General features: G+C 62.2%; 21 protein-coding genes. 10 read left to right on the top strand and 11 right to left on the bottom strand.

Going from position 1 to position 20,790, the window contains the following annotated elements:
• Positions 1 to 34 precede the first annotated feature (34 nt).
• Positions 35 to 880 carry a fimbrial protein gene (locus tag LBW87_RS08280; protein WP_225200977.1) on the top strand — a complete coding sequence of 282 codons (846 nt, stop codon included), beginning with the start codon at positions 35 to 37 and terminating at the stop codon, positions 878 to 880.
• A 53-nt stretch (positions 881 to 933) separates the two neighbouring features.
• On the opposite strand, the gene LBW87_RS08275 is transcribed toward LBW87_RS08280, so the two are convergent.
• On the bottom strand, positions 934 to 1,530 hold the full coding sequence (locus LBW87_RS08275; RefSeq protein WP_225200976.1) for an NUDIX domain-containing protein: 597 nt from the start codon (positions 1,528 to 1,530) through the stop codon (positions 934 to 936).
• An 88-nt stretch (positions 1,531 to 1,618) separates the two neighbouring features.
• On the opposite strand from LBW87_RS08275, the gene LBW87_RS08270 reads away from it, so the two are divergent.
• From LBW87_RS08270 to LBW87_RS08260, 3 genes are all read left to right on the top strand, one after another.
• Positions 1,619 to 2,374 (top strand): DeoR/GlpR family DNA-binding transcription regulator, encoded by a 756-nt coding sequence (locus tag LBW87_RS08270; RefSeq protein WP_225200975.1) that lies wholly within the window; start codon positions 1,619 to 1,621, stop codon positions 2,372 to 2,374.
• A 99-nt stretch (positions 2,375 to 2,473) separates the two neighbouring features.
• Positions 2,474 to 2,737 carry a type II toxin-antitoxin system HicA family toxin gene (locus tag LBW87_RS08265; protein WP_225200974.1) on the top strand — a complete coding sequence of 88 codons (264 nt, stop codon included), beginning with the start codon at positions 2,474 to 2,476 and terminating at the stop codon, positions 2,735 to 2,737.
• Positions 2,738 to 2,741: 4 nt separating this feature from the next.
• Positions 2,742 to 3,068, top strand: a complete 327-nt coding sequence (locus tag LBW87_RS08260; protein ID WP_225200973.1) for a type II toxin-antitoxin system HicB family antitoxin — start codon at positions 2,742 to 2,744, stop codon at positions 3,066 to 3,068.
• A gap of 92 nt (positions 3,069 to 3,160) precedes the next feature.
• Here the strand turns inward: LBW87_RS08260 and LBW87_RS08255 are convergent, their stop codons facing one another.
• Positions 3,161 to 5,014, bottom strand: coding sequence for a PAS domain S-box protein (locus LBW87_RS08255; RefSeq protein WP_225200972.1), 1,854 nt, complete (start codon positions 5,012 to 5,014; stop codon positions 3,161 to 3,163).
• 356 nt (positions 5,015 to 5,370) lie between these two features.
• Between LBW87_RS08255 and LBW87_RS08250 the strand changes: the two genes are divergently transcribed.
• A complete protein-coding gene (locus tag LBW87_RS08250) occupies positions 5,371 to 5,964 on the top strand; it encodes a response regulator (RefSeq protein WP_225200971.1) in 594 nt (197 codons plus the stop codon).
• Here the strand turns inward: LBW87_RS08250 and LBW87_RS08245 are convergent.
• The 4 genes from LBW87_RS08245 to LBW87_RS08230 are packed head-to-tail and all read right to left on the bottom strand — an operon-like array spanning position 5,886 to position 10,061.
• A complete protein-coding gene (locus LBW87_RS08245; protein WP_225200970.1) occupies positions 5,886 to 7,136 on the bottom strand; it encodes a c-type cytochrome in 1,251 nt (416 codons plus the stop codon). The genes LBW87_RS08250 and LBW87_RS08245 overlap by 79 nt on opposite strands.
• The gene (locus LBW87_RS08240) at positions 7,130 to 7,933 is read right to left on the bottom strand and encodes an ABC transporter ATP-binding protein (RefSeq protein WP_225200969.1); all 804 of its coding nucleotides are present in this window, start codon (positions 7,931 to 7,933) and stop codon (positions 7,130 to 7,132) included. Before LBW87_RS08240 ends, LBW87_RS08245 begins: the two co-directional genes overlap by 7 nt.
• Positions 7,927 to 8,970: an ABC transporter permease gene (locus LBW87_RS08235; RefSeq protein ID WP_225200968.1), complete on the bottom strand. Its 1,044-nt coding sequence runs from the start codon at positions 8,968 to 8,970 to the stop codon at positions 7,927 to 7,929. The genes LBW87_RS08240 and LBW87_RS08235 overlap by 7 nt, the downstream gene beginning before the upstream one ends.
• A 41-nt stretch (positions 8,971 to 9,011) precedes the next feature.
• Entirely contained in the window at positions 9,012 to 10,061 is a 1,050-nt protein-coding gene (locus LBW87_RS08230; RefSeq protein ID WP_225200967.1) for an ABC transporter substrate-binding protein, read from the bottom strand.
• A 211-nt stretch (positions 10,062 to 10,272) separates the two neighbouring features.
• On the opposite strand from LBW87_RS08230, the gene LBW87_RS08225 reads away from it, so the two are divergent.
• The 3 genes from LBW87_RS08225 to LBW87_RS08215 all read left to right on the top strand — a co-directional run bounded on the left by LBW87_RS08225 (position 10,273) and on the right by LBW87_RS08215 (position 13,176).
• Positions 10,273 to 10,839 carry an OsmC family protein gene (locus LBW87_RS08225; protein WP_225200966.1) on the top strand — a complete coding sequence of 189 codons (567 nt, stop codon included), beginning with the start codon at positions 10,273 to 10,275 and terminating at the stop codon, positions 10,837 to 10,839.
• 94 nt (positions 10,840 to 10,933) lie between these two features.
• On the top strand, positions 10,934 to 11,560 hold the full coding sequence (locus LBW87_RS08220; RefSeq protein WP_265112903.1) for a cysteine dioxygenase: 627 nt from the start codon (positions 10,934 to 10,936) through the stop codon (positions 11,558 to 11,560).
• Entirely contained in the window at positions 11,557 to 13,176 is a 1,620-nt protein-coding gene (locus LBW87_RS08215) for a rhodanese homology domain-containing protein (RefSeq protein ID WP_225200965.1), read from the top strand. Before LBW87_RS08220 ends, LBW87_RS08215 begins: the two co-directional genes overlap by 4 nt.
• Positions 13,177 to 13,306: 130 nt before the next feature.
• Here LBW87_RS08215 and LBW87_RS08210 read toward each other — a convergent pair whose 3' ends face one another.
• On the bottom strand, positions 13,307 to 13,786 hold the full coding sequence (locus LBW87_RS08210) for an Lrp/AsnC family transcriptional regulator (protein WP_225200964.1): 480 nt from the start codon (positions 13,784 to 13,786) through the stop codon (positions 13,307 to 13,309).
• A 244-nt stretch (positions 13,787 to 14,030) separates the two neighbouring features.
• Between LBW87_RS08210 and mdeB the strand changes: the two genes are divergently transcribed.
• Positions 14,031 to 16,706 carry an alpha-ketoglutarate dehydrogenase gene (gene mdeB, locus LBW87_RS08205; RefSeq protein WP_225201403.1) on the top strand — a complete coding sequence of 892 codons (2,676 nt, stop codon included), beginning with the start codon at positions 14,031 to 14,033 and terminating at the stop codon, positions 16,704 to 16,706.
• Positions 16,707 to 16,842: 136 nt separating this feature from the next.
• The gene (locus LBW87_RS08200) at positions 16,843 to 17,601 is read left to right on the top strand and encodes an SDR family oxidoreductase (RefSeq protein ID WP_225200963.1); all 759 of its coding nucleotides are present in this window, start codon (positions 16,843 to 16,845) and stop codon (positions 17,599 to 17,601) included.
• A gap of 56 nt (positions 17,602 to 17,657) precedes the next feature.
• On the opposite strand, the gene LBW87_RS08195 is transcribed toward LBW87_RS08200, so the two are convergent.
• The 4 genes from LBW87_RS08195 to LBW87_RS08180 all read right to left on the bottom strand — a co-directional run bounded on the left by LBW87_RS08195 (position 17,658) and on the right by LBW87_RS08180 (position 20,765).
• Complete coding sequence (locus tag LBW87_RS08195) at positions 17,658 to 18,236, bottom strand: UbiX family flavin prenyltransferase (RefSeq protein WP_225200962.1); 579 nt, start codon at positions 18,234 to 18,236, stop codon at positions 17,658 to 17,660.
• Between the two features lie 9 nt (positions 18,237 to 18,245).
• Positions 18,246 to 18,557, bottom strand: a complete 312-nt coding sequence (gene grxD / locus LBW87_RS08190) for a Grx4 family monothiol glutaredoxin (RefSeq protein WP_225200961.1) — start codon at positions 18,555 to 18,557, stop codon at positions 18,246 to 18,248.
• A 179-nt stretch (positions 18,558 to 18,736) separates the two neighbouring features.
• Positions 18,737 to 19,129, bottom strand: a complete 393-nt coding sequence (gene hpf, locus LBW87_RS08185) for a ribosome hibernation-promoting factor, HPF/YfiA family (RefSeq protein ID WP_225200960.1) — start codon at positions 19,127 to 19,129, stop codon at positions 18,737 to 18,739.
• A 142-nt stretch (positions 19,130 to 19,271) separates the two neighbouring features.
• Complete coding sequence (locus LBW87_RS08180; RefSeq protein WP_225200959.1) at positions 19,272 to 20,765, bottom strand: RNA polymerase factor sigma-54; 1,494 nt, start codon at positions 20,763 to 20,765, stop codon at positions 19,272 to 19,274.
• Positions 20,766 to 20,790 lie beyond the last annotated feature (25 nt).

Genomic DNA, 20,790 nt, shown 5'->3' with positions numbered 1-20,790 from the left:
CCGGATGTCCTGTCGCAACTTGCCGGTCGGTCGTATGATCGCTGTCAAGTTCCGGCCCAATGTCGACAATTGTCCGGCCCATGGCGATCCCAACTTCCTGAGTACCAATTCAATTCCCAATGTGGGCTTCAGCTTCGCTGGCACCCGCGTGCCGCCCGGGGGGACTGGTTCATCGGCAATTTGTACGAACAGTGCGACGGAGGTCAACGGGCGTTTTTTCGATCTCGTATTGCAGCGGGTGCGTGACAGTTCCGAGACGTTCGATTTTTCTATCAGCACCGCGCTGGTGAAGACCTCGGGAAGCTTGCAGACGGGGTTTGCCAGCTATGCGGGCAATATCGGGACGATGGACTGGGTTCTTCTGGGCCATTACCCGTATAAAAACCGTCAGTTTGAAAACAACGACACGATCAGCGCTTCTGCCGCAGTCACGGTCAATGCGCTGACATGTTCCATTCCGAATGTCAGGGTGGCCATGGGCAATGTGGCTACAGGCGCCCTGACAGGGCCGGGAGCCAGGGCGGCGCCATGGAAGAATTTCTCGATCCCGGTGGAAAATTGTCCGCCCGACCTGAATCGTATTCGCTTCAAGCTGGATCATCTCAATCCCATGCTGGACCGGTCGAACCATGTGATGGCGGTGACCGGAGCCAGCGATTCCGCCACTGGCGTGGGAATCCAGATAGGGCATGACGACGGTAACGAAACCATACTGGCGTTCTCGCAAATGCATGACGTCACTGGCTATAGCTCCATTCAGTCGACCGGCGGTCGTTTCATGATTGCGCTGAAGGCGCGGTATTTCAAGCCTGCTGTAGTGACTGAAGTGGTGCCGGGAAAAGCCGATGCTTCCGCACTGGTCACCATGTCATATCAATGAGGTGGCGGCGTACCGCGACCGCGATCCCGTAGCGCTGAGGACCGAGACAGCGGTCATCCACGCACCGCTGCCAGTTCGCGCAGCGCGACGTGCTGCAACAGCATGATGGTCTTGCCGTCGACGATCTCCCCACGCTCGACTGCATCGAGGGCGTCATCGAGCGTCATCTCCAGCACTTCGAGATCTTCGCCCTCGGCCTTCACGCCACCGCCGTCATTGATACGGGTTGTCGCGTCATATTCGCCGGTGAAGAAATAAAGCTTTTCGGTCACTGAGCCCGGGCTCATGTAAGCCTCGAATACCTTGCGGACCGCGTCGACGCGGTAGCCGGTTTCTTCCTCCGCTTCGGCGCGGATGCGCTCTTCCGGCGACGCCTGGTCGAGCAGGCCGGCAGCGGCCTCGATCAGCATGCCATCGTGCCCGTTCACGAATACAGGCAGCCTGAACTGGCGCGTCAGGATCACGGTCCTGCGCGACCGGTCTACTAACAATATCGTGGCGCCATTGCCACGATCATAGGTCTCGCGGCTTTGCCGCTGCCAGGTCCCATCCCGGCGAAGATAATCGAACGTGGTCTTCTTCAGCACATACCAGTCGTCGGAAAGCGTCACCGTGTCGATGATGCGCACCCGGTCTTGTGTTGGCGTCATGCGGTTCTCCTGGTTGTAAATCTGTTTTTAAGCCCGCTTTATGATATCGTGCATATTCGTGCAATACCAAGAATAAACGTGCAAACATATGTTGACGTCACAACGCAAGAAAAAGACCCTGGAGATACTGGCCAGTACCGGACAAGTATTGGCTGGAGATCTGGCGCAGGCATTCGGGGTGTCGGAAGACACGATTCGACGCGACCTGCGCGAACTCGCCGCAGAGGGCTTGCTGCAGCGCGTACATGGCGGCGCGTTGCCGGCTTCATCGGCGGTGGCGCCGTTCGCCCAGCGGCGGGGCCTGGAATCGTCGGGCAAGCAGCAGATCGGGCGCGCTGCCGCGGCGATGATCGAAGCGGGGCAGATTGTCTTCATCGACGGCGGCACTACCTCGGCCGAGCTGGTGCGCCACATTCCGCATACCCTGGCGGCCACGGTCGTGACCCACAGCCCCACCGTGGCAGTGGCGCTGGTCGATCATCCGCAGATCGATGTGGTCATGATCGGTGGCAAGCTCTACAAGCATTCGATCGTCAATGTCGGCGCCGCCGCCATCGAGGCGATGTCGCATATCAATGCCGATCTCTACTTCATGGGCGTCACCGGCGTGCACCTGACGGCAGGACTCAGCACTGGCGATCTTGAAGAGGCCTACGTGAAACGTGCGCTGGCCGCCCGCGCGGCAGAAACGGTGGTGCTGGCGTCGATGGAAAAGCTCAACGCAGCGTCCGCCTACGCGATTGGTGATATCACGCTGGCGCGCACCATCGTCGTCGAACCGGATGCGCCAGGGGCGTTCTGTTCCCGCCTGGAGACGTTGGGCGTGAGTGTCGTGCGCGCTTGACGGAGGGGGTGGCAAGAGCTGCGTCGAAGTCCGTCGAGAAATCAGACGCATCTCTTGGCTGCATCAATCGTGATATCATAAATTGATACCATTGATGGGATGAAAAGTACCCATCAAAGAACCCTCACTGCGATTTTTTCTGATCCGATTCAATCCTCTATCGAGTGGCGAAAGATTGAATCTCTCTTTGCCGCGCTTGGTGCAGAGATCGTAGAAGGGGCGGGTTCGCGGGTGCGTTTCATGATGCGGGGAGAGATTGCCACCTTTCATCGCCCGCATCCACGCAAGGAAGCGAAACCCTACCAAGTGCGTGACGCAAGGGCCTTTTTGCACAATATCGGTATCGCACCGGGGATGGAGTAAAAATATGGGAACGATGACTTACAAGGGATACGCCGCCCGTATCGAGTACAGCGAAGAAGATGAGAGTTTTATCGGTCACATCGCCGGTATTCGCGACGTCGTCGGTTTTCACGGCGATTCGGTGAGCTCGCTCAAAGCCGCTTTCGAAGAGGCGGTGGAGGATTATCTCGCCACCTGCATCAAGGTCGGCCGGGCACCGCAAAAACCATATTCGGGAAAATTCATGCTGCGGGTCGCCCCCGAAGTGCATGCCTACGCTGCCACCATGGCCCAGGCGCGTGGGCTCAGCCTGAATGCCTGGGCGGCCGAAGCGCTGGCCCGATATCGTTGAACAGCGCATGGTTGTGGCGGGCCTGAGTCCAGCCCGCAATCCCTCTCAACTTCACGCGCGCATGTATAACAAAACCAGCAGCGCACCAATCCCTAAAAGCAGACCGTGCCCTTGCCGCGGCTCTTGGCCTCGTACATGCAGGCGTCGGCTTCTCGCATCAACTGCTCGGCGCTGACGATGCGGTCTATCTCCTGCACCGCCATGCCGATGCTGGCGCCTACGCGCATGGCGCCGTCGCTGTCAGGTAGCGGCTGGGAGATGGCCTCGATCAGCGCGCGGGCGTGGTCTGCGGCATTTTGCACCGTATTGTTCGGGCCTTCCAGCAGCACCACGAATTCATCGCCGGCCAGGCGAAACGCGCTGTCGGTCTGGCGGATGTTATCCCTGAGACGGGTGGCCACGGCCTGCAGCATCAGGTCGCCGGCTTCATGGCCATGCTCGTCATTGATGCGCTTGAAACCGTCGAGATCGATGAACAGCACATGCAGCGTGGCGCGATTGCGGTGCGCGCGCTCCTGCGCCAGCGGCAGCATGTCGTTAAGCGCACGCCGGTTCATCAGGCCGGTCAAGGTATCGTGCCTGATCTCGTGCTCGCGCTGCGCTTCGCTCTGCTTGCGCTCTGAAATGTCATGCAGGAACATGATGCCGATGCGCTGGCCGTTGACGGCCAGCGTACGCATGCGCGCCTCCACCGGAAACACGCCGCCGTCCTTGTGCATCGCCTGCAGGTCCTGACGGCGCACCAGCAGCGAATGCATGCCTTCTTCCAGGTAGCGCCCCCATTGCTGGCTGGCCGAGGCAGCGGCGTCATGCGGCACGATCAATTCCTGTGGCGTGCGCCCCAGGGCCTCGGTCGCCAGCCAGCCGAAGATGTGTTCGGCTTCACGGTTCCAGGCCGTGACCAGGCCTTGATTGTCGAGGCGTATATACGCGTCGCTGGCGTTCTCGAGCACGGCCGTGAGTTCGCTTTCGCGCTTGCGCAATTCATCGGTGCGCAAGACCACCTTCTGTTCCAGGTCGCGGTGCAACGCTGCCAGTTCGAGCCGGGCCTGCTTCTCCGCATGGATGTCCTGCACCACCGAGATGAAATAGTCCAGCGTGCCATCCGGCTTGAGCTTCTTGGTCACGCCCAGGTCGATCCACACTTCGCTGCGGTCGCGCCGCAGATAGCGCTTCTCCAGATGGTATTGCCCGATCTCGCCCTTGATCAGTTGCTCCAGCAGATGAAGGTCGGCATCCAGGTCGTCCGGATGCGTGATGTCCTGGAAGGTCAGGGCCATCAGTTCGGTGGCGCTGTAGCCGACGATGCGGCACAGGGCCTTGTTGACCGTGAGCCAGCTGCCGTCGGTTCCGATCAGCGCGATGCCGACCCGGGCCAGTTCGAACACCGACCGGAATTGGTGTTCGTGGTCGGCCAGGCGGGCGTCGCTCAGCGCCAACTGGTCATGCGTATCGAGCAAGCCTTCGAGCAGCTGGATCTCTTTGGTGACGATCGAGGCCAGGTCCTGCAGCAGTTCCAGTTCTTCCGGCTTGAGGGTCTTGGGCTTGGAGTCGATGACGCACAGGGTGCCGATCGGCAGCCCCTCGTTGCTGCGGATGGGCACGCCGGCGTAGAAGCGGATGCTGGGTTCGGACAGCACCAGCGGGTTGTCGCGGAAACGTTCGTCGTCGGTTGCATCCGACACCACCAGGCTCGACTCTTCCATGATGGTGTAGGCGCAGAAGGCCTGGCTGCGTGGCGTCTGCTCGACCTCCAGACCGACCTTCGACTTGAACCATTGACGCTCGGCATCGAGCAGCGATATCAGCGAGATCGGCACATCGAGCAACCTGCTGGCCAGTCGCGTGACGCGATCAAAGGCAGGATCGGGACCGCTGTCGAGCAGCCCCAGGGAATGCAGTACGGCCAGGCGTTTTTTTTCTTCAACCGGATACGGGATGGGCATGGGGTCCTCAAAAAGGGGCCAATGGCACATCCTGCCCGATGCGGCCGTACTGTCGTCGCGGCTGGCACCGTTAACAGGAGGAATATTTAAAGACTAAACGTTTTCTGGCGTGTTGAAAATCAGACGAAGCTCAAACAGCGTTCAATGCGGGGCAAGTCATGGTCAGCGAGCGGCATTATGTTGCTTCTGGAATAACTTTTTTGATTGAGTGGTGTTAGTGGCATGGATAAAAGGGAGTTTCCTGACAGAACCGTTCAGGAAATGCCCGATATTGCGCCGGCCCGGTGTCCTGTAAAACGTCTCTATCGGTGCAAGCCGCAAGTGTCCAGGAAATGTTTTACAGGATGATGCAAGTGATGAACCTGCCTACCATAGTGATGATCGACTCCAGCCCGGAAGCGGCCGAAATGGTGCGCTTTGCGCTCTGGAAGTCCAATCTGCGCTGCACCTTCAAGGTCTACGCAGATGCTGCCGCGGCGGCACGTTGCATGCTGCAGCAGCGCCGTCGCGCCAGTGACGAGCCAGCGCCGGCACTGGTGCTGCTGGAATCCGATCTCGACTATACCGATGGCCTCGACGTACTGCGCGACCTGCGCGCAGATGCCCGTTTTGCCGAAGTTCCGGTGGTGGTGTTTCCGTCGTATGACATGGAGGGCAGCGAGGCCGCCTTTGCTGCGGGCGCGACCGAATACCGGCCCAAGCCGGTCGATGCAGAGTTGTATGTGCGCACCATCGCCGAGTTCTATCATCGCTGGTGCGTGGGTTCGGGCTCGAACGGCCGCAACGATCGCAATGATCGTAACGAACGCATGCCATCGGCTTCGTCGCAACACCCGGGTCGTCGTCGCAGTGACCGCCTGGCGTCGCCAGCTCAGTGCACGAAGCCGCCCTTGATGAACCTGATCGGTTCCGCATCCATGGCCGCGATGAGCCGTTCCAGGCCCTGCTGAGCCACACCCCCATTCCCTTTTCCGCTCGCCTGGCTCACGCCAGCCGCCGCCCCTGCCAGCAATCCCGCCTTTTCCTGATTCGTGTCCTGCGCCGCCAACGGTGAACGGCACAGCATATCGGCATCGCTCCAGCCCGCCGCGCTATCGCTGGCCGACTTGCGCGCACGCAGCCAGCCGTCGCGGTCGGCAATCAACTGCAGTCCTCCCATTTGTGCCGCCGGCGTGCCGGTGATGATTTCCAGCGCGCGCCAGGCTTGCTGGTCGGTATTGCGGCAATCCACCGTCGGCAATCCTGGCTGGCCAGCATTGGTCACGACGTGTTGCGGGTCGAGCAGCAGGCTTTGCATCCGCGGGTCCTCCAGGGGCGCGGCCGCACCCGCTTGCGCCAGCACCACGCGCACGCGTTGTCCCAGCCATTGATCGGTGCCGTGCTGCGACGCGTGGCTGCAATCCACACGCAAGCCGGGCAAGCGCACCGGCTGTTGCCAGATGCCGGTTTCACGCAGACTGATACCTGCCGCATTGGCCTTCATGTAGTCGATCAGGGCCCAGGCGTCGCTGGCGCTCAGTTGCGCAAATGCCGGCATCGCGCCCTTGCCATTGCGCACCGTCCAGAGCAGGTCGCCATCGGCGCGGCGCCATAGCAGCGGCCCGGCCAGGTTGGGCGGGGCGGTCGCCAGTGACAGTCCCAGCGGGGTGTCGCCTCGACCGTTGGCGCCGTGGCAGCTTACGCATTGCTGCGCGTACAGACGTTCGCCACGCACGATCGAGGCATCGGCAAAACGCGTCGGGGAGTCATGAAAACTGGTGGGGGTAGCGGCATTGGTCAGCAGCGATGGTGCAGGCCACGGCGCTAGCCAGGCCAGTGCCGCCGCCAGGCCCCATGACACCAGGCGCAGTCGGCGCCGGGCCAACAGGCCCAGCACGGCCAGCACCAGCGCACTGCCGCTGGCGGCCAGTGCCAACAGCAATGCGCGAGCCACGCCACGGTCGATCAGCATGACCTCGCCGGAGAGCCTGGTGGCGAAGGGCCAACCGGGCTGGCCGTCGACATCCCGCGTCAATCCCAGCGCCGACAACACATGCAGCAGCGCATGCTGACCAGCCTGCATCAGGCTCAGCAGCACGTTGATGCAGGCGTTCCAGTCGAACAGGTCCTGCAGGCTTACCAACTTTCATCCAGCCCGAGATGGCGCAATGCCTCATGCCGCAATTCGGCCAGGCGTGGGTCGCCACGATGGCGCGGGTAAGGCAGGTCGACCTTGATCTCGGCCTTGATCTGCGCCGGCCGCTGGCTGAAGATGATCACCCGTTGCGCCAGGAACAGCGCCTCTTCGACATCGTGCGTCACCAGCAGCGCCGAGAAGCGCTGGCGTTGCCACAGCGCGACCAGTTCGCTTTGCATCGACAGCCGGGTGAGCGAATCGAGCTTGCCCAGCGGCTCGTCGAGGATCAGTAATTGCGGATCGTTGACCAGCGCCCGCGCCAGTGCCACGCGTTGCGCCATGCCACCCGACAGCTGATGCGGGAATGCATTGGCGAAATCTTCCAGGCCCACCAGTTGCAGCGCATCATCGACCCGCTTGCGCTGGGTCTTGAGCAGGCCGCGTGCCTGCAATCCCAGGGCGACGTTGTCCCACACCCGGCGCCATGGATAGAGTGTCGGGTCCTGGAACACGACGATGCGCGACGGGTCGGGGCGCTCGATCGGCCTGGCGTCCTGCGCGATGCTGCCGGCGGTGGCCGGCTCAAGTCCGGCGACCAGCCGCAGCAAGGTCGACTTGCCGCAACCGCTGGGGCCCAGCAGGGCCACGAACTCGCCCGGCTCGACCGTCAGCGAGACGTCGTCCAGCACCTGCAGTACGCCCTGCGGCAGCTTGAACCAGTGACTGACGCCATTGATATCGATGTGCGCGCCATTGGAGGCGGCCGACAGCGGCGCCGAAATCTGTTCGGTTGCGGTTACCATTTGACGGTTCCTTTCTGCCACGACAGTGCGCGGTCACGTACCTTGAACAACAGCGTGATCAGGCCCGAGCAAAGCACCGCCATCACGATCAGCGCGGCATACATGTTGCTGTAGGCAGCCCAGCCTTGCGACCATTGCAGATACCAGCCCAGCCCGGCCTTGACGCCCATCATCTCGGCCGTCACCAGCACCGAGAAGGCCGCGCCCAGTCCCATGAAGAGCCCCACGAATACCTGCGGCAGCGCCGCCGGGATCGCCACGCGCAATACCAGAAAGCGCTCGGATGCGCCCAGTGTGCGGGCCACGTCGTAGTAACTCTTGTTGACCGAGGCCACGCCCGACCAGGTCAGCACCGCCACCGGAAAGCCTGTCGCCAGCGCGATCAGGAACACGGCCGCGGCATAGCTGGAAGGCGCAAAGAAGAATGCCAGCGGCAGCAACGCCGAGGCAGGCACCGGCCCCAGGAAGCGCAGCACCGGATGGACCCAGTAGCCCGCCACCCGCGACCAGCCGATCCATACGCCGACCAGAAACCCCACCGTCGCGCCGGAGGCAAAGCCATGCACCAGCAAGCGCAGCGAATGTGCGGTCGACAAGCCCAGGCGCGGCCAGTCTTCGCCGTAGACTTCGATCAGGCTTTGCGGCGGCGCGAAGAAGGGCGCCGGCAACACGCCCAGCTTGGCGGTCAGGACTTCCCACAGGCCCAACAGCAGGGGCAGCGCCAGCAGCCACTGGCCAGCCGGACGCAACAGGTGCAGCAGTGCGCCGGCGCGGCGACCGCCGAGCGCCAGCGCGGCCAGCAGCACCGCCACCGTCGCGGCCGCATAGCCGAACTCGTCGGTATAGGCCCAGTCGGAAAAGCCGACCACCTTGTTGGGCCAGCGCAGCGTGATCAGCGCCAGCGCCAGCCACCCGGTCGCGGCCAGCAGGCCCAGGCCCCAGACCGGCACGCGTTCGCCGGCCAGCGGCTGGTCCAGTGGCAGCGGCGGGGTCGCCTGGGGCGCCCGCCGTAGCAGGTGTTCGCTGGAGGATGTCATGACAGCTTCCTTTCAGTCCGGTATCGGGGCGGGGGTGCGGCTCAGGACAGCACGTCGTATGTGACGTGATTGGCAAAGCGCACCGGATCGGTACTCTTCTTGAGCACGCCGGCGGTGTGGAAGTCGCGCGCGAAGTATTCGACTTCGGCACGCAGCGGCGCGCCGGTCGGATGGTTGTGATACGTCAGGTCGGTCAGCAGCTTGCGCAAGTCTTCCACCGGCACCTTGGGCGAATACTTGGCGTACAGCTTGGCGGCTTCGTTAGGATTTTCCGCCACGAATTCGGAGGCCTGGATGATCGAGCGCACCACGGCCGCGGCCGCAGGTTTGTTATTGCGCACGAAGTCGCCACGAGCGCCGGTGATGCAGCAGATCTTGTCCTTGTACTCGCCGGTGCCGCTATTGCCCAGTTCGGTGAAGACGCCCTGGTTGCGCTTTTCGATCAGGTACACGTTAGGGTCGCCGTCGGCGATGGCCTGGATCTCGCCCTTCTTGGCGGCGACGTCGAGCAGGTCAGCTGGATAGACGCGCCATTCGACATCCTTGTCGATGTTCACGCCGCGCTTGGCCAGGTGGATGGCAAAGAAGTTCTTGGCCGGGCTGTTCAGATCGGACACGCCGATGGTCTTGCCCTTGAGTTGTTTCCAGTCGTTCACGCCGGCATCCTTGACGCCCACCAGGCGCAGGCAGCCGCCGTGCGCGGCGCCGATCACCTTGACGTCGAACCCGGCTTCCAGGGGCTTGAGCCAGCGGTGGATCAGGCCCACGCCGACATCGGCCTTGCCGGTGGCCAGGGCTTCCAGCAACTGGTCGGTGGAGCCGCCCCAGTTCAGCAGTTCGACATCGAGGCCATTCTTTTCGAAGTAACCTTTTTCTTGTGCCACGACCACTGGCGACAGGCAGAACGCGATGGCGCTCCAGGCAAAAGTTACCTTGTGCGGCGCGCCGGCCGACCAGGCATTGCTGGCCGCCAACGAGCCGCCGATCCCGGCCAGGGCGGCAGCGCCGCCGGCGCGCAGCACATCGCGACGCGACCAGGAGGAAGACTGCGCGACGATATCTTGTTCGTGCTGGGAGAGATTCTTGTTCATTGCTGATGGCTCCACTTATTAGGTTTTCGGACGAGGCACGCCCCCGGCGCACCGATTCAAGATGAGCAATATGGAGCAAGTGCCGGCGGCGACAAAAGAATAAGAATGAGCAAAGTTATGCCGGCGCACGCGCATATCCATATTTGGATTGCTTCGTTGCGCGCAGCGGCCCGGCAGCGGGACACTGGCCTGACACCCATAAGAGGACGCCATGACATCTCTGAACCACTACCTGAGCGAAAAGCGCAGCGCCGTGCTGGCGCGCGAAGCATTGATCGAAGCCGGCGACGCCGGTCCGGCGCACCTGTCGGCCCGGGTCAGCGCCGAAGGCCGCAGCGGCGTGCGCCGCATCCGCATTCGCGATCACCAGGTGATCAGCGACAGTCCGCCGGACTTTGCCGGCTACAACCTGGGGCCCAGTTCGCCCGAGCTGCAATTGGGCGTGCTGGGTTCGTGCGTGACCCATATCGTCTTGATCCAGGCATCGCACCAGCAGGTGCCGATCGACTCGCTGGAGGTCGAGGTCAGCGGTCGCATCGATCCGCGCGGCGGCCGTCCGGGGCATGAAGACATTCCGATCTGGCCGCATGACATCGCCTACACCATCCATCTCGATTCACCCGCCAGCGAGGCCCAGGTGCAGGCCTTGTTTGCGGCGGTCGAAAAGACCTGCCCGATCCTCAACCTGCTGCGCAACCCGCAACAGATTCGTGCCGAACTGAAGCACCGCCGCACTGAACCTGCCGAGGCGCAGCCGGCCGAGCGCGTCATCGCCTGACCCGCTTCAAACGGCAATACGCGGTTTTGGTTAATATCTCCAGGGTGCGCCAGCCCAAGCCGATCGCAACAGCAGGCGCACCAAGGAGACTGACATGACCCAAGCCATCGACGCCTCGCCGCAGTTGTGGCGACTGCGCGAATTCATTGGCGGTTTTGCGCAACTGCTGGACCGTAAGCCCGCCGAGGACCGCATTCTTTCAGAAGGCGGCGCCTTGTTGCGTCAACTGGTCAGTCATGATGACTGGTTGCCGCCGCAGTACGCCGAGCCGGATCCGCAACGCTATCGCCAGTTCCTGTTGCACGCCGATTCGGGCCAGCGTTTTTCGGTGGTCAGTTTCGTCTGGGGGCCGGGGCAGAGCACGCCGGTGCACGACCATACGGTATGGGGTTTGATCGGCATGCTGCGCGGTGCCGAGTATTCGCAGTCGTTCGACGCCGGTGACGGCAGCCTGGCGCCAGTGGGTGAAGCGGTGCGGCTGGAGCCGGGTAAGGTCGAAGCGGTCTCGCCCAGTGCCGCCGGCTTGCACGATGTGCACCAGGTGCGCAACGCCTTCACCGACCGGACGTCAATCAGCATTCACGTGTACGGCGCCAACATCGGCGCCGTGCGGCGTTCGGTCTACCAGCCCGATGGCACGCGCAAGCTGTTCATCTCCGGCTATTCCAATGCCACTCTGCCCAATATCTGGGACCTTTCAGCCAACCCTGCATCGCCATGAGCCAAGTACCGTCATCCTCCTCGAGCCCGGTTTCGGGTATCGCCGTCGTCACTTTTTCCGAGGTCCGCGCGGCATTGAAGGCGCGCCAGGAGATCGCCCTGCTGGACGTGCGCGAGGAAGCGCCCCATGCCGAGGCGCACCCGCTGTTCGCCGCCAATCTGTCGCTCTCGCATCTGGAGCTCAATGCCTACGACCGCCTGCCGCGGCGCGACACCCGGATCGTGGTGCTGGACGATGGCGAGGGGCTGGCGGTGCGGGCGGCATTGAAGTTGCGCAGCCTGGGTTATACCGACGTGGCGTTGCTGGCCGGTGGCGTGCGCGGCTGGGCCGAGGCCGGTGGCGAGCTGTTTCGCGATGTCAATGTGCCCAGCAAGGCCTTTGGCGAGCTGGTTGAAAGCCAGCGCCATACACCGTCGCTGTCGGCCGAGGAGGTCAAGGCCCTGCTCGATGCGCAGGCCGACGTGGTGGTGCTGGATGCGCGCCGCTTCGAGGAATACCAGAACATGAACATTCCCGGTTCGCTCAGCGTGCCGGGCGCCGAACTGGTGCTGCGGGTACACGCGCTGGCGCCGCATCCCGACACCCGGGTGATCGTCAATTGCGCTGGCCGGACCCGCAGCATCATTGGCACCCAGTCGCTGGTCAATGCCGGTATTCCCAATCAGGTGCACGCGCTGCGCAATGGCACCATCGGCTGGACCCTGGCCGGCCAGCAACTCGAGCATGGCCAGCAGCGTCGTTTCGACATCAATGCCAGGCCGGCGCCGGATGCCGCCCAGCGTGCGCGCGAGGTGGCCGACCGTGCCGGCGTGCGACGCATCGATTCCGCCGCGCTGACTGCCCTCGACGATCCCGCCCGCACGGTGTACCGGTTCGACGTGCGTACGCCCGAGGAATACCGCCGCGGCCACCTGGCCGGGTTTTTGTCGGCGCCGGGTGGACAACTGGTGCAGGAAACCGAGATGAATGCGCCCGTGCGCGGCGCGCGCATCGTGCTGGTCGATGACGATGGCGTGCGTGCCAACATGACCGCGTCATGGCTGGCGCAGATGGCGTGGGAAGTATTCGTGGTCGATGGCCTGGCGGCGGCTGATTTCAATGTCGAAGGCGATGCGCCGCGGGCGCTGCCAGCGGCCGGCTTGCAGGACGCGCAGCGCATTGCGCCCGCGCAATTGAAGGCCTGGCTCGATGCGCGCGATGGCACCGAGGTGATCGACTTGTCGACCAGTGCACGCTTTGTGGCACGCCATATCCCGGGCGCGTGGTTTGTGCTGCGTTCGCAACTGGAACAGGTCCCGCGCAAGCTGCCATCGGCCACCCGTTATGTGTTGACCTGCGGCAGCGCCTTGCTGGCGCAGTTTGCGGTGGCCGAGTTGCAGCAGCTGGTGGCGCAACCGGTGTATTTGCTGGAAGGCGGCAACGCGGCGTGGGAGTGCGCCGGTCTTGCGTTCGCCAGTGGCGAAGAGCGCTTGCTGGCGCCGCGCATCGACCGTTATCGCCGTCCTTATGAAGGCACCGACAATGCGGTGGCGGCGATGCAGGGCTATCTCGATTGGGAGTTCGGCCTGGTCGAGCAACTGGGGCGCGATGGCACCCATGGTTTTTTTGTTATTTGAAGCGGTAGTTCAAGACGCTGGGTACCGGCGTTTCGCCGGTACGACGAAATACTTATAACTCACGCTCCGTCGCCCCGGCGAAAGTCAGGGCCCAGCGTCTTTCGTCGCGCCGTAAAAAAAGCTAATTACATCAACGCTTGGTCTTGACCTTCGGCATCGGCAGCGCCGTCTTGTACTTGATCTGCTTCAGTGCAAAGCTGGAGCGGATATTCTTGATGCCGGGGATCTTGGTCAGGTGGTCGACGATGAAGTGTTCCAGCGTCAGCAGGTCGGGCACCACGATGCGCAGCAGATAATCTTCATCGCCCGTCATCAGGTAGACCTCCATCACCTCGTCGAAGGCGCTGACGGCATTCTCGAACTGGGCCAGTGCTTCGGCGCCCTGGCGTTCCAGGATCACCTTCACGAACACGTTGACCTTCAGTCCCAGCATATGCGGGTCGGCCAGCGCGACATAGCGCGAGATGATGCCTTCCGTCTCCAGTCGCTTGACCCGCGCCAGGGTAGGCGAGGGCGACAGGTTGATGCGGCTGGCCAGCTCCAGGTTGCTGATCGAACTGTTTTCCTGAAGGATGTTCAGGATGCGCAAATCGGTGGTGTCTAGTTCCATTGGTGAAATTAAATTCTGCGAGTTTCAATTTTCCAGCATATGGTGCTGAATATTGTACGGCAACTTCCTATTTTAAGTGACTCATGCGGGCACATCCGGCGTATCGTTATCCACAACCCAACAACATAACAAAAGTGGCAAGGTGCAGGAGTGCCTGGCAGTGACGGCGCGGTGAGCTGTTTTACCGGCTTTTCGGCACTTTGCATAGAAGCGCTTGAACCCTCACAGGAGACACGCAGTGGATATGTCGTCAGCCAGCGGTATTGCCCGCAATATCGATATCGATGCCCAGGAAACCCAGGAATGGCTGGATGCGCTGCAAAGCGTACTGGCCGAAGCCGGCCCCGAGCGCGCCCGCTACCTGCTGTCGCGCCTGTCGGCCTCGGCCCGGAGCTGGGGCGTCGACTGGCGCGATGCGCGCGTCACGCCCTACGTCAATACCATCCGGGTCGACCAGGAACCCTCGTTTCCGGGAGGCGCCGATGCCCAGGCGCTGGAAGAGCGCATCGCCGGCATCATGCGCTGGAACGCGCTGGCCATGGTGGTGCGCGCCAATCGCGCCCATGGCGAACTGGGCGGGCATATCGCCAGCTTTGCTTCGGCCGCCGACCTGTTCGAGGTTGGCTTCAATCATTTCTTTCGCGCCAAGAGTGACGACTTCGCGGGCGACATCGTCTACTTCCAGCCGCATTCGGCGCCCGGCATCTATGCCCGCGCGTTCCTCGAAGGCGCGCTGCAAGAGCAGGACCTGACGTATTACCGACGCGAGATCGAAGCCAAGCGCGTCGGCCGCCAGGGACTTTCATCTTATCCACACCCGTGGCTGATGCCGGATTTCTGGCAATTTCCGACTGGGTCGATGGGCATCGGTCCGATCAATGCGATTTACCAGGCGCGCTTCTTGCGCTACCTCGAACATCGCGGGTTGTTGCAGGATCAGGGGCGCCGGGTGTGGGGCGTGTTCGGTGATGGCGAGATGGACGAGCCGGAATCGCTGGCCGCGCTGTCGCTGGCGGCGCGCGAAAAGCTCGATAACATGATCTTCGTGGTCAACTGCAACCTGCAGCGGCTCGACGGCCCGGTGCGCGGCAATGGCCATATCGTCGACGAGCTCGAGACCCTGTTTGCCGGCGCCGGCTGGAACGTCATCAAGCTGCTGTGGGGATCGGATTGGGACCCCCTGTTTGCGCGCGATACCGGCGGCGAACTGGTGGAGGCGCTCAACCGCACCGTCGATGGCCAGCTGCAGACCTTCGCGGCCAATGACGGTGCATTCAACCGTGAGCATTTCTTCGGCCAGAACGCCGGCACCCGCGCCATCGGCGCCACCCTCACCGATGAAGAGATCAACCGGCTGCGCCGTGGCGGCCATGACATGAAGAAGATCTTCGCCGCCTACCAGGCAGCGGCCCAGCATCGCGGGCAGCCGACGGTGATCCTGGCGCAGACCAAGAAGGGTTACGGCATGGGGGCGGCGGGTGAAGGCAAGATGACCACCCACCAGCAGAAGAAGCTGGACGAGATCAGCCTGCTGCAGTTCAGGGATCGTTTCAAGCTGCCGCTGAGCGACGAGCAATGTACCTCGCTGTCGTTCTTCCGTCCGGCCGACGACAGTGCCGAGATGCAGCATCTGCATGCGCGCCGCGCCGCGCTCGGGGGCTACATGCCGCGCCGCCAGCCTGGTGACGTCAGGCGGGCAGTGCCATCGATCGAGGCGCATGCCAGGTTTGCGCTGGAGGCCGATGGCAAGGAGATGTCGTCCACCATGGCGCTGGTGCGCCAGTTGGGCAACCTGCTCAAGGACCCGGAGTTCGGTCGCTACGTGGTGCCCATCGTGGCCGACGAGGCGCGCACCTTCGGCATGGCCAATCTGTTTCGCCAGGTCGGTATCTATTCGTCGCAAGGGCAGTTGTATGAGCCGGAGGATATCGGCTCCATCTTGTACTACCGCGAAGCCAAGGATGGCCAGATCCTGGAAGAAGGCATTACGGAGGCGGGGGCGATCTCTTCGTGGACCGCGGCGGCGACTGCCTATTCGGTGCATGGCACGCCGATGCTGCCGTTCTATATCTATTATTCGATGTTCGGGTTCCAGCGCATCGGCGACCTGATCTGGGCCGCCGCCGACCAGCGGGCCCGCGGTTTCCTGATCGGCGCCACGTCGGGCCGCACCACGCTGGGTGGCGAGGGCTTGCAGCACCAGGATGGCACCAGCCACCTGGCAGCCGCGACCATTCCTAACTGCGTCGCCTACGATCCGGCCTATGCCTATGAGCTGGCGGTGATCGTCGACGAGGGCATGCGGCGCATGATGGAGCGCGGCGAGGATGTCTTCTATTACGTCACGGTCACCAACGAGAACGAGGCGCAGCCGAGCCTGCCGGCCGACGCCCGCGAGGGCATCCTGCGCGGCATGCATTGCCTGCAGGCGCGTCCTGACGCGGCGGTGCGACTGCTGGCGGCGGGCCCCATCCTCAAGGAGGCGCTGGCAGCGGCCCAGTTGCTGCGGCAGCACTGGCAACTCGACAGTGAAGTCTGGAGCGTGACCAGTTTCACCGAGCTGGCGCGGGACGGCGTGGCGGCACAACGCCAGCAGCGACTGGGCGGGCAGGCCTCGGTGCCTTACGTGACGAGCCAGCTGCAGGGTAGCAATGCGCCGGTGATCGCCGTGAGCGACTACGTGCGCACCCTGACCGAGGGCATCCGCGCCTTCGTGCCGGCCAGCTTCGTCACGCTCGGCACCGATGGCTTCGGTCGCAGCGACACCCGGGTCAACCTGCGCGACTTCTTCGAGATCGATGCGCGCTGGATCGCCTATACCGCCCTGACCGAGTTGTTCGCCGGCGACCATGCGCGACTGGCCGCTGCGGCGGCGACGCTGGGCATCGATACCGGCAAGCCGTTCTCGCTGACGGTCTGAGCGGGACGCGGCCGGGATTGAAAATCTCTCATCCGAGCCGGCCGATGCGTTTGTTATAGTGAAAGCCGCTGTGGGCAATTGAACTTGTCCACAGCGGCTTCTTTCATTGGCTAACAAGATCACAGGAGTAGACACGATGGCAGCACCGAAACGTATTGCACTGGTGACCGGCGCGGGTTCCGGCATCGGGCGGCAGATTTCCCTGGCGCTGCTGGGCGAAGGTTATGGCGTGGTCCTGGCCGGTCGTCGCCAGGATGCGCTGGACGACACCGTGAAGCTGGCCGGCGAAGCCGGCGCCAACGCGCTCACGGTGTCGGCCGACGTCGCCGATGCGAGTTCGGTGAAGAATCTGTTTGCCAAGGCTGTCGAGCGTTTCGGTCGACTCGATCTGCTGTTCAACAACGCTGGAATCTTCGCGCCGCCGGTGTCGCTGGAAGAGTTGAGCGTGGAGCAATGGAAGTCGGCCGTCGATATCAACCTGACCGGTGTGTTCCTGTGTACCCAGGAAGCGTTCCGGGTGATGAAGGCGCAGTCGCCACGCGGTGGGCGCATCATCAACAACGGTTCGATCTCGGCCCATGCGCCGCGTCCGTTCTCGGCATCCTATACGGCCACCAAGCACGCCGTTACCGGCCTGACCAAGGCCACTTCGCTGGATGGTCGCCAGTACGATATCGCCTGCGGCCAGATCGATATCGGCAACGCCTCGACCGACATGACCACGCTGATGAAGAAGGGGACGCTGCAGGCCGATGGCTCGACCAAGGTCGAGCCGACCATGGACGCCGGGCACGTCGCGAAGGCCATCATCTACATGGACAGCCTGCCGCTGGACGCCAACGTGCAGTTCATGACGGTGATGGCGACCAAGATGCCGTACATCGGTCGCGGTTGATCGACTGCAATAAAAAAACGCGCCGGCAGCAAGCCCGGCGCGTTTTTCTTTTTGGGTCAGCCCGCTTTCATGCCGAGCCATTCGGGCGTGAGCGCGTGGGTGATGCCGAACAGGTCCAGCACGCGGCCCAGGGTATGGTCGATCATTTCTTCGATCGACTGCGGGCGTTGATAAAAGCCCGGTAGCGGCGGAAAGATCACGCCGCCCATTTCGGTGACGGCAGTCATGTTGCGCAGATGCGCCAGGTTGAATGGCGTCTCGCGCACCATCAGCACCAGCCGACGGCGTTCCTTGAGCACCACATCGGCGGCGCGCGTGATCAGGTTGTCGGACAGGCCATGGGCGACCGCAGCCAGGGTCTTCATCGAACAGGGCGCGACCACCATGCCGCAGGACGCAAACGAACCGCTGGCGATCGAGGCGCCGACATCGCGCACGTTGTGCACCACATCGGCCAATGCCTCGACGTCGCGGCGACCGAGATCGAGTTCCTGATGGATATTGAGTACGCCCGCATCCGAGATCAGCAGGTGCGTTTCGACCTGGTCGGATTGCCGCAGGTGCTGCAGCAGGCGTACGCCATAAGCCGCACCGGTGGCGCCCGTGATGGCGATGATCAGGCGCTGGCGCGGCATGTGGATCGCTTAGCCCTTGATCAGGGTTTGCAGTTCACCGGCAGCATACATTTCGTTGAGGATGTCGGAGCCGCCGATGAATTCGCCGTTGACATACAACTGAGGGATGGTCGGCCAGTTGGAGTATTCCTTGATGCCCTGGCGCACGTCCGGGCTTTCCAGCACATTGACGGTGACGATGTTCTCGGCGCCGCTGGCCTTGAGCAGCTGGATTGCCTTGCCCGAGAAGCCGCATTGCGGGAACTGCGCCGTGCCCTTCATGAACAGCACCACAGGGTTTTGGGTAACGGTGTCTTTGATCCAGGTTTGAACGTCGCTCATGGCATTTGCCTTAAAAAATGGTGATTGCCGCCATTATATGAAAAAGCCGGGATTCGCGTTTGGAATGCGCGCAGTGTTGTTGCCCTGCTGAATATTGTTTCCGTCCCGCTTGAAAAACCAAAAAGGGCGCTTGCGCGCCCTTTCGTCATTGATGGGGGGAAATTATTTCCGCAATGGCATCACGTTGCCACGGCCGTGCTCTGCGGGTCTTCCGCATCGGCGATGTCAGCGTCGGTTTCGCTCTCGCCGGTGAGACGCTTGGCGTCCGAATGGTGATTCTGCAAACGGTCCTTGTGCTTGATTACCTGGCGATCGAGCTTGTCGATCAAACCATCGATGGCCGCATACAGGTCGTGGGCGATGCTTTCTGCATGCAGGTCCTTGCCCTTGACGTGCACATTGATTTCCGCTTTCTGCCTTTTTTCTTTTTCTGTAAGTTTATCTACGCTCAGGATGACGCTGACGTCGATGACATTGTCGAAATGCCGCTTGATGCGTGCCAGCTTGCTTTGCACATACTCGCGAATGGCGGGCGTCAGTTCGAGGTGGTGTCCACTAATGGTCAGATTCATACAACTCTCCTATCGTGAAGTCACTGGAGGTTCGTGCATCTCGTCCAATACACCGGAGAGCACAGCGTTCGTGGTCAGGTGGCATTGGATCTGCCTGAACACAGCGACGGCTTGAAATTACAAAAGATGCAACAGAAAAAACTTAGAGGGACTTACGGAGGTTGACTGGGGGGATCTTCAGCACTTCACGGTATTTTGCGACTGTGCGTCGCGCCACCACCATGCCTTGTTCCGCCAGCATATCCGCAATCTTGCTATCGGAAAGTGGTGTCTGCGGGTTCTCGGCTCCTATCAATTGTTTGATCAGCGCCCGGATCGCGGTGGAGGAAGCTTCTCCTCCTGTTTCGGTCGCGACGTGACTGCCGAAGAAGTATTTCAACTCGAACATGCCATGCGGAGTGAGCATGTATTTTTGAGTTGTCACCCGAGAAATGGTGCTCTCGTGTAAACCCAGTGTATCAGCAATTTCGCGCAGTACAAGGGGGCGCATCGCCACCGCACCATGCGAAAAGAAGTTTCTTTGACGTTCGACAATAGCCTGCGCGACTCGCAAAATTGTATCGAAACGTTGCCGCATGTTTTTGATGAGCCACTTCGCCTCCTGCAACTGGGAAGTGAGCGAAACTTCGCCTTTGGATTGCTTCAAGGCGCTCGCATACATCGCATTGACGCGCAGCTTGGGCATGACGTCATGGTTGAGCAACACCTGCCAGCCGTTCTTGGTCTGCTTGACGATCACGTCCGGCACCACATAGTCGGAGGCGTCACGCGCGAATTCGGCACCCGGATGCGGGCGGCATTGGCGGATGATCACCTGCGCCTCGCGCAGGTCCTCGTCGTCGCAGTCGAGTGCTTTCTTGATCTTGTTGAAGTCGCGCTGGGCAAACAGGGGCAGGCATTCCTCGACGATGCGCAGGGCCAGCCTGCGTGTGACGAACGCTACCTTGGGCATGCGCCGGATCTGCAGCGCCAGGCATTCGCTGGCCGTGCGCGCGCCGACGCCGGCCGGGTCCAGGCTCTGCAGCAGCTTGAGCGCGATCGACAGCTCTTCGAGGTCGACCCCGACTTCTTCCGGCAGCCGCGCGAGGATATCTTCCAGCGGTTCTTCGAGATAGCCGCTTTCGTCCAGCGCATCGGCCAGGAGTTCGAGCAGGGCGCGGTCGCGCACGGTGCGTGCGGTCACCCTTATCTGTTCCAGCAGATGCTCTCGCAGTGTGATCTCGTGCGCTTCGAGTTGCGGGCGCGAGTCGTCGTCGTCGGCCGACTTGCCGTTGCGCGCGACGTCATCGAAGCTCCATTCCGATTCGCCGGAAACGCCTGCTTCGCTCTGGTTGTTGTCCTGGAATTCGAGACTGGCTTCGCCGTCGCTGGCGGGGGCCGCCGCTTCGGCCTGTTGTTCGGCGCCGGGTTCGGCGATGCCGCTGGACTGGGTGGAATTGATGGCGCCATCGGCCAGCAGTCGCACCGAATTGTCCAAGGCATCGTCGAGGCGTTCGAGTAACGGGTTATCCGACAGGATCTGCTCGAGTTCCTGGTGCAACTCCAGCGTCGACAGTTGCAACAATCTGATCGACTGCTGCAGCTGCGGCGTCAATGCGAGGTGTTGCGATGTGCGAAGCTGGAGCGATTGTTTCATTAGTCTTTCGGAGTTCGCCTGACTG

Origin of the sequence: Herbaspirillum sp. alder98 (assembly GCF_020179755.1) — a bacterium.
Lineage (GTDB): Bacteria > Pseudomonadota > Gammaproteobacteria > Burkholderiales > Burkholderiaceae_D > Herbaspirillum.
This window is presented reverse-complemented; position numbering and strand designations above follow the sequence as displayed.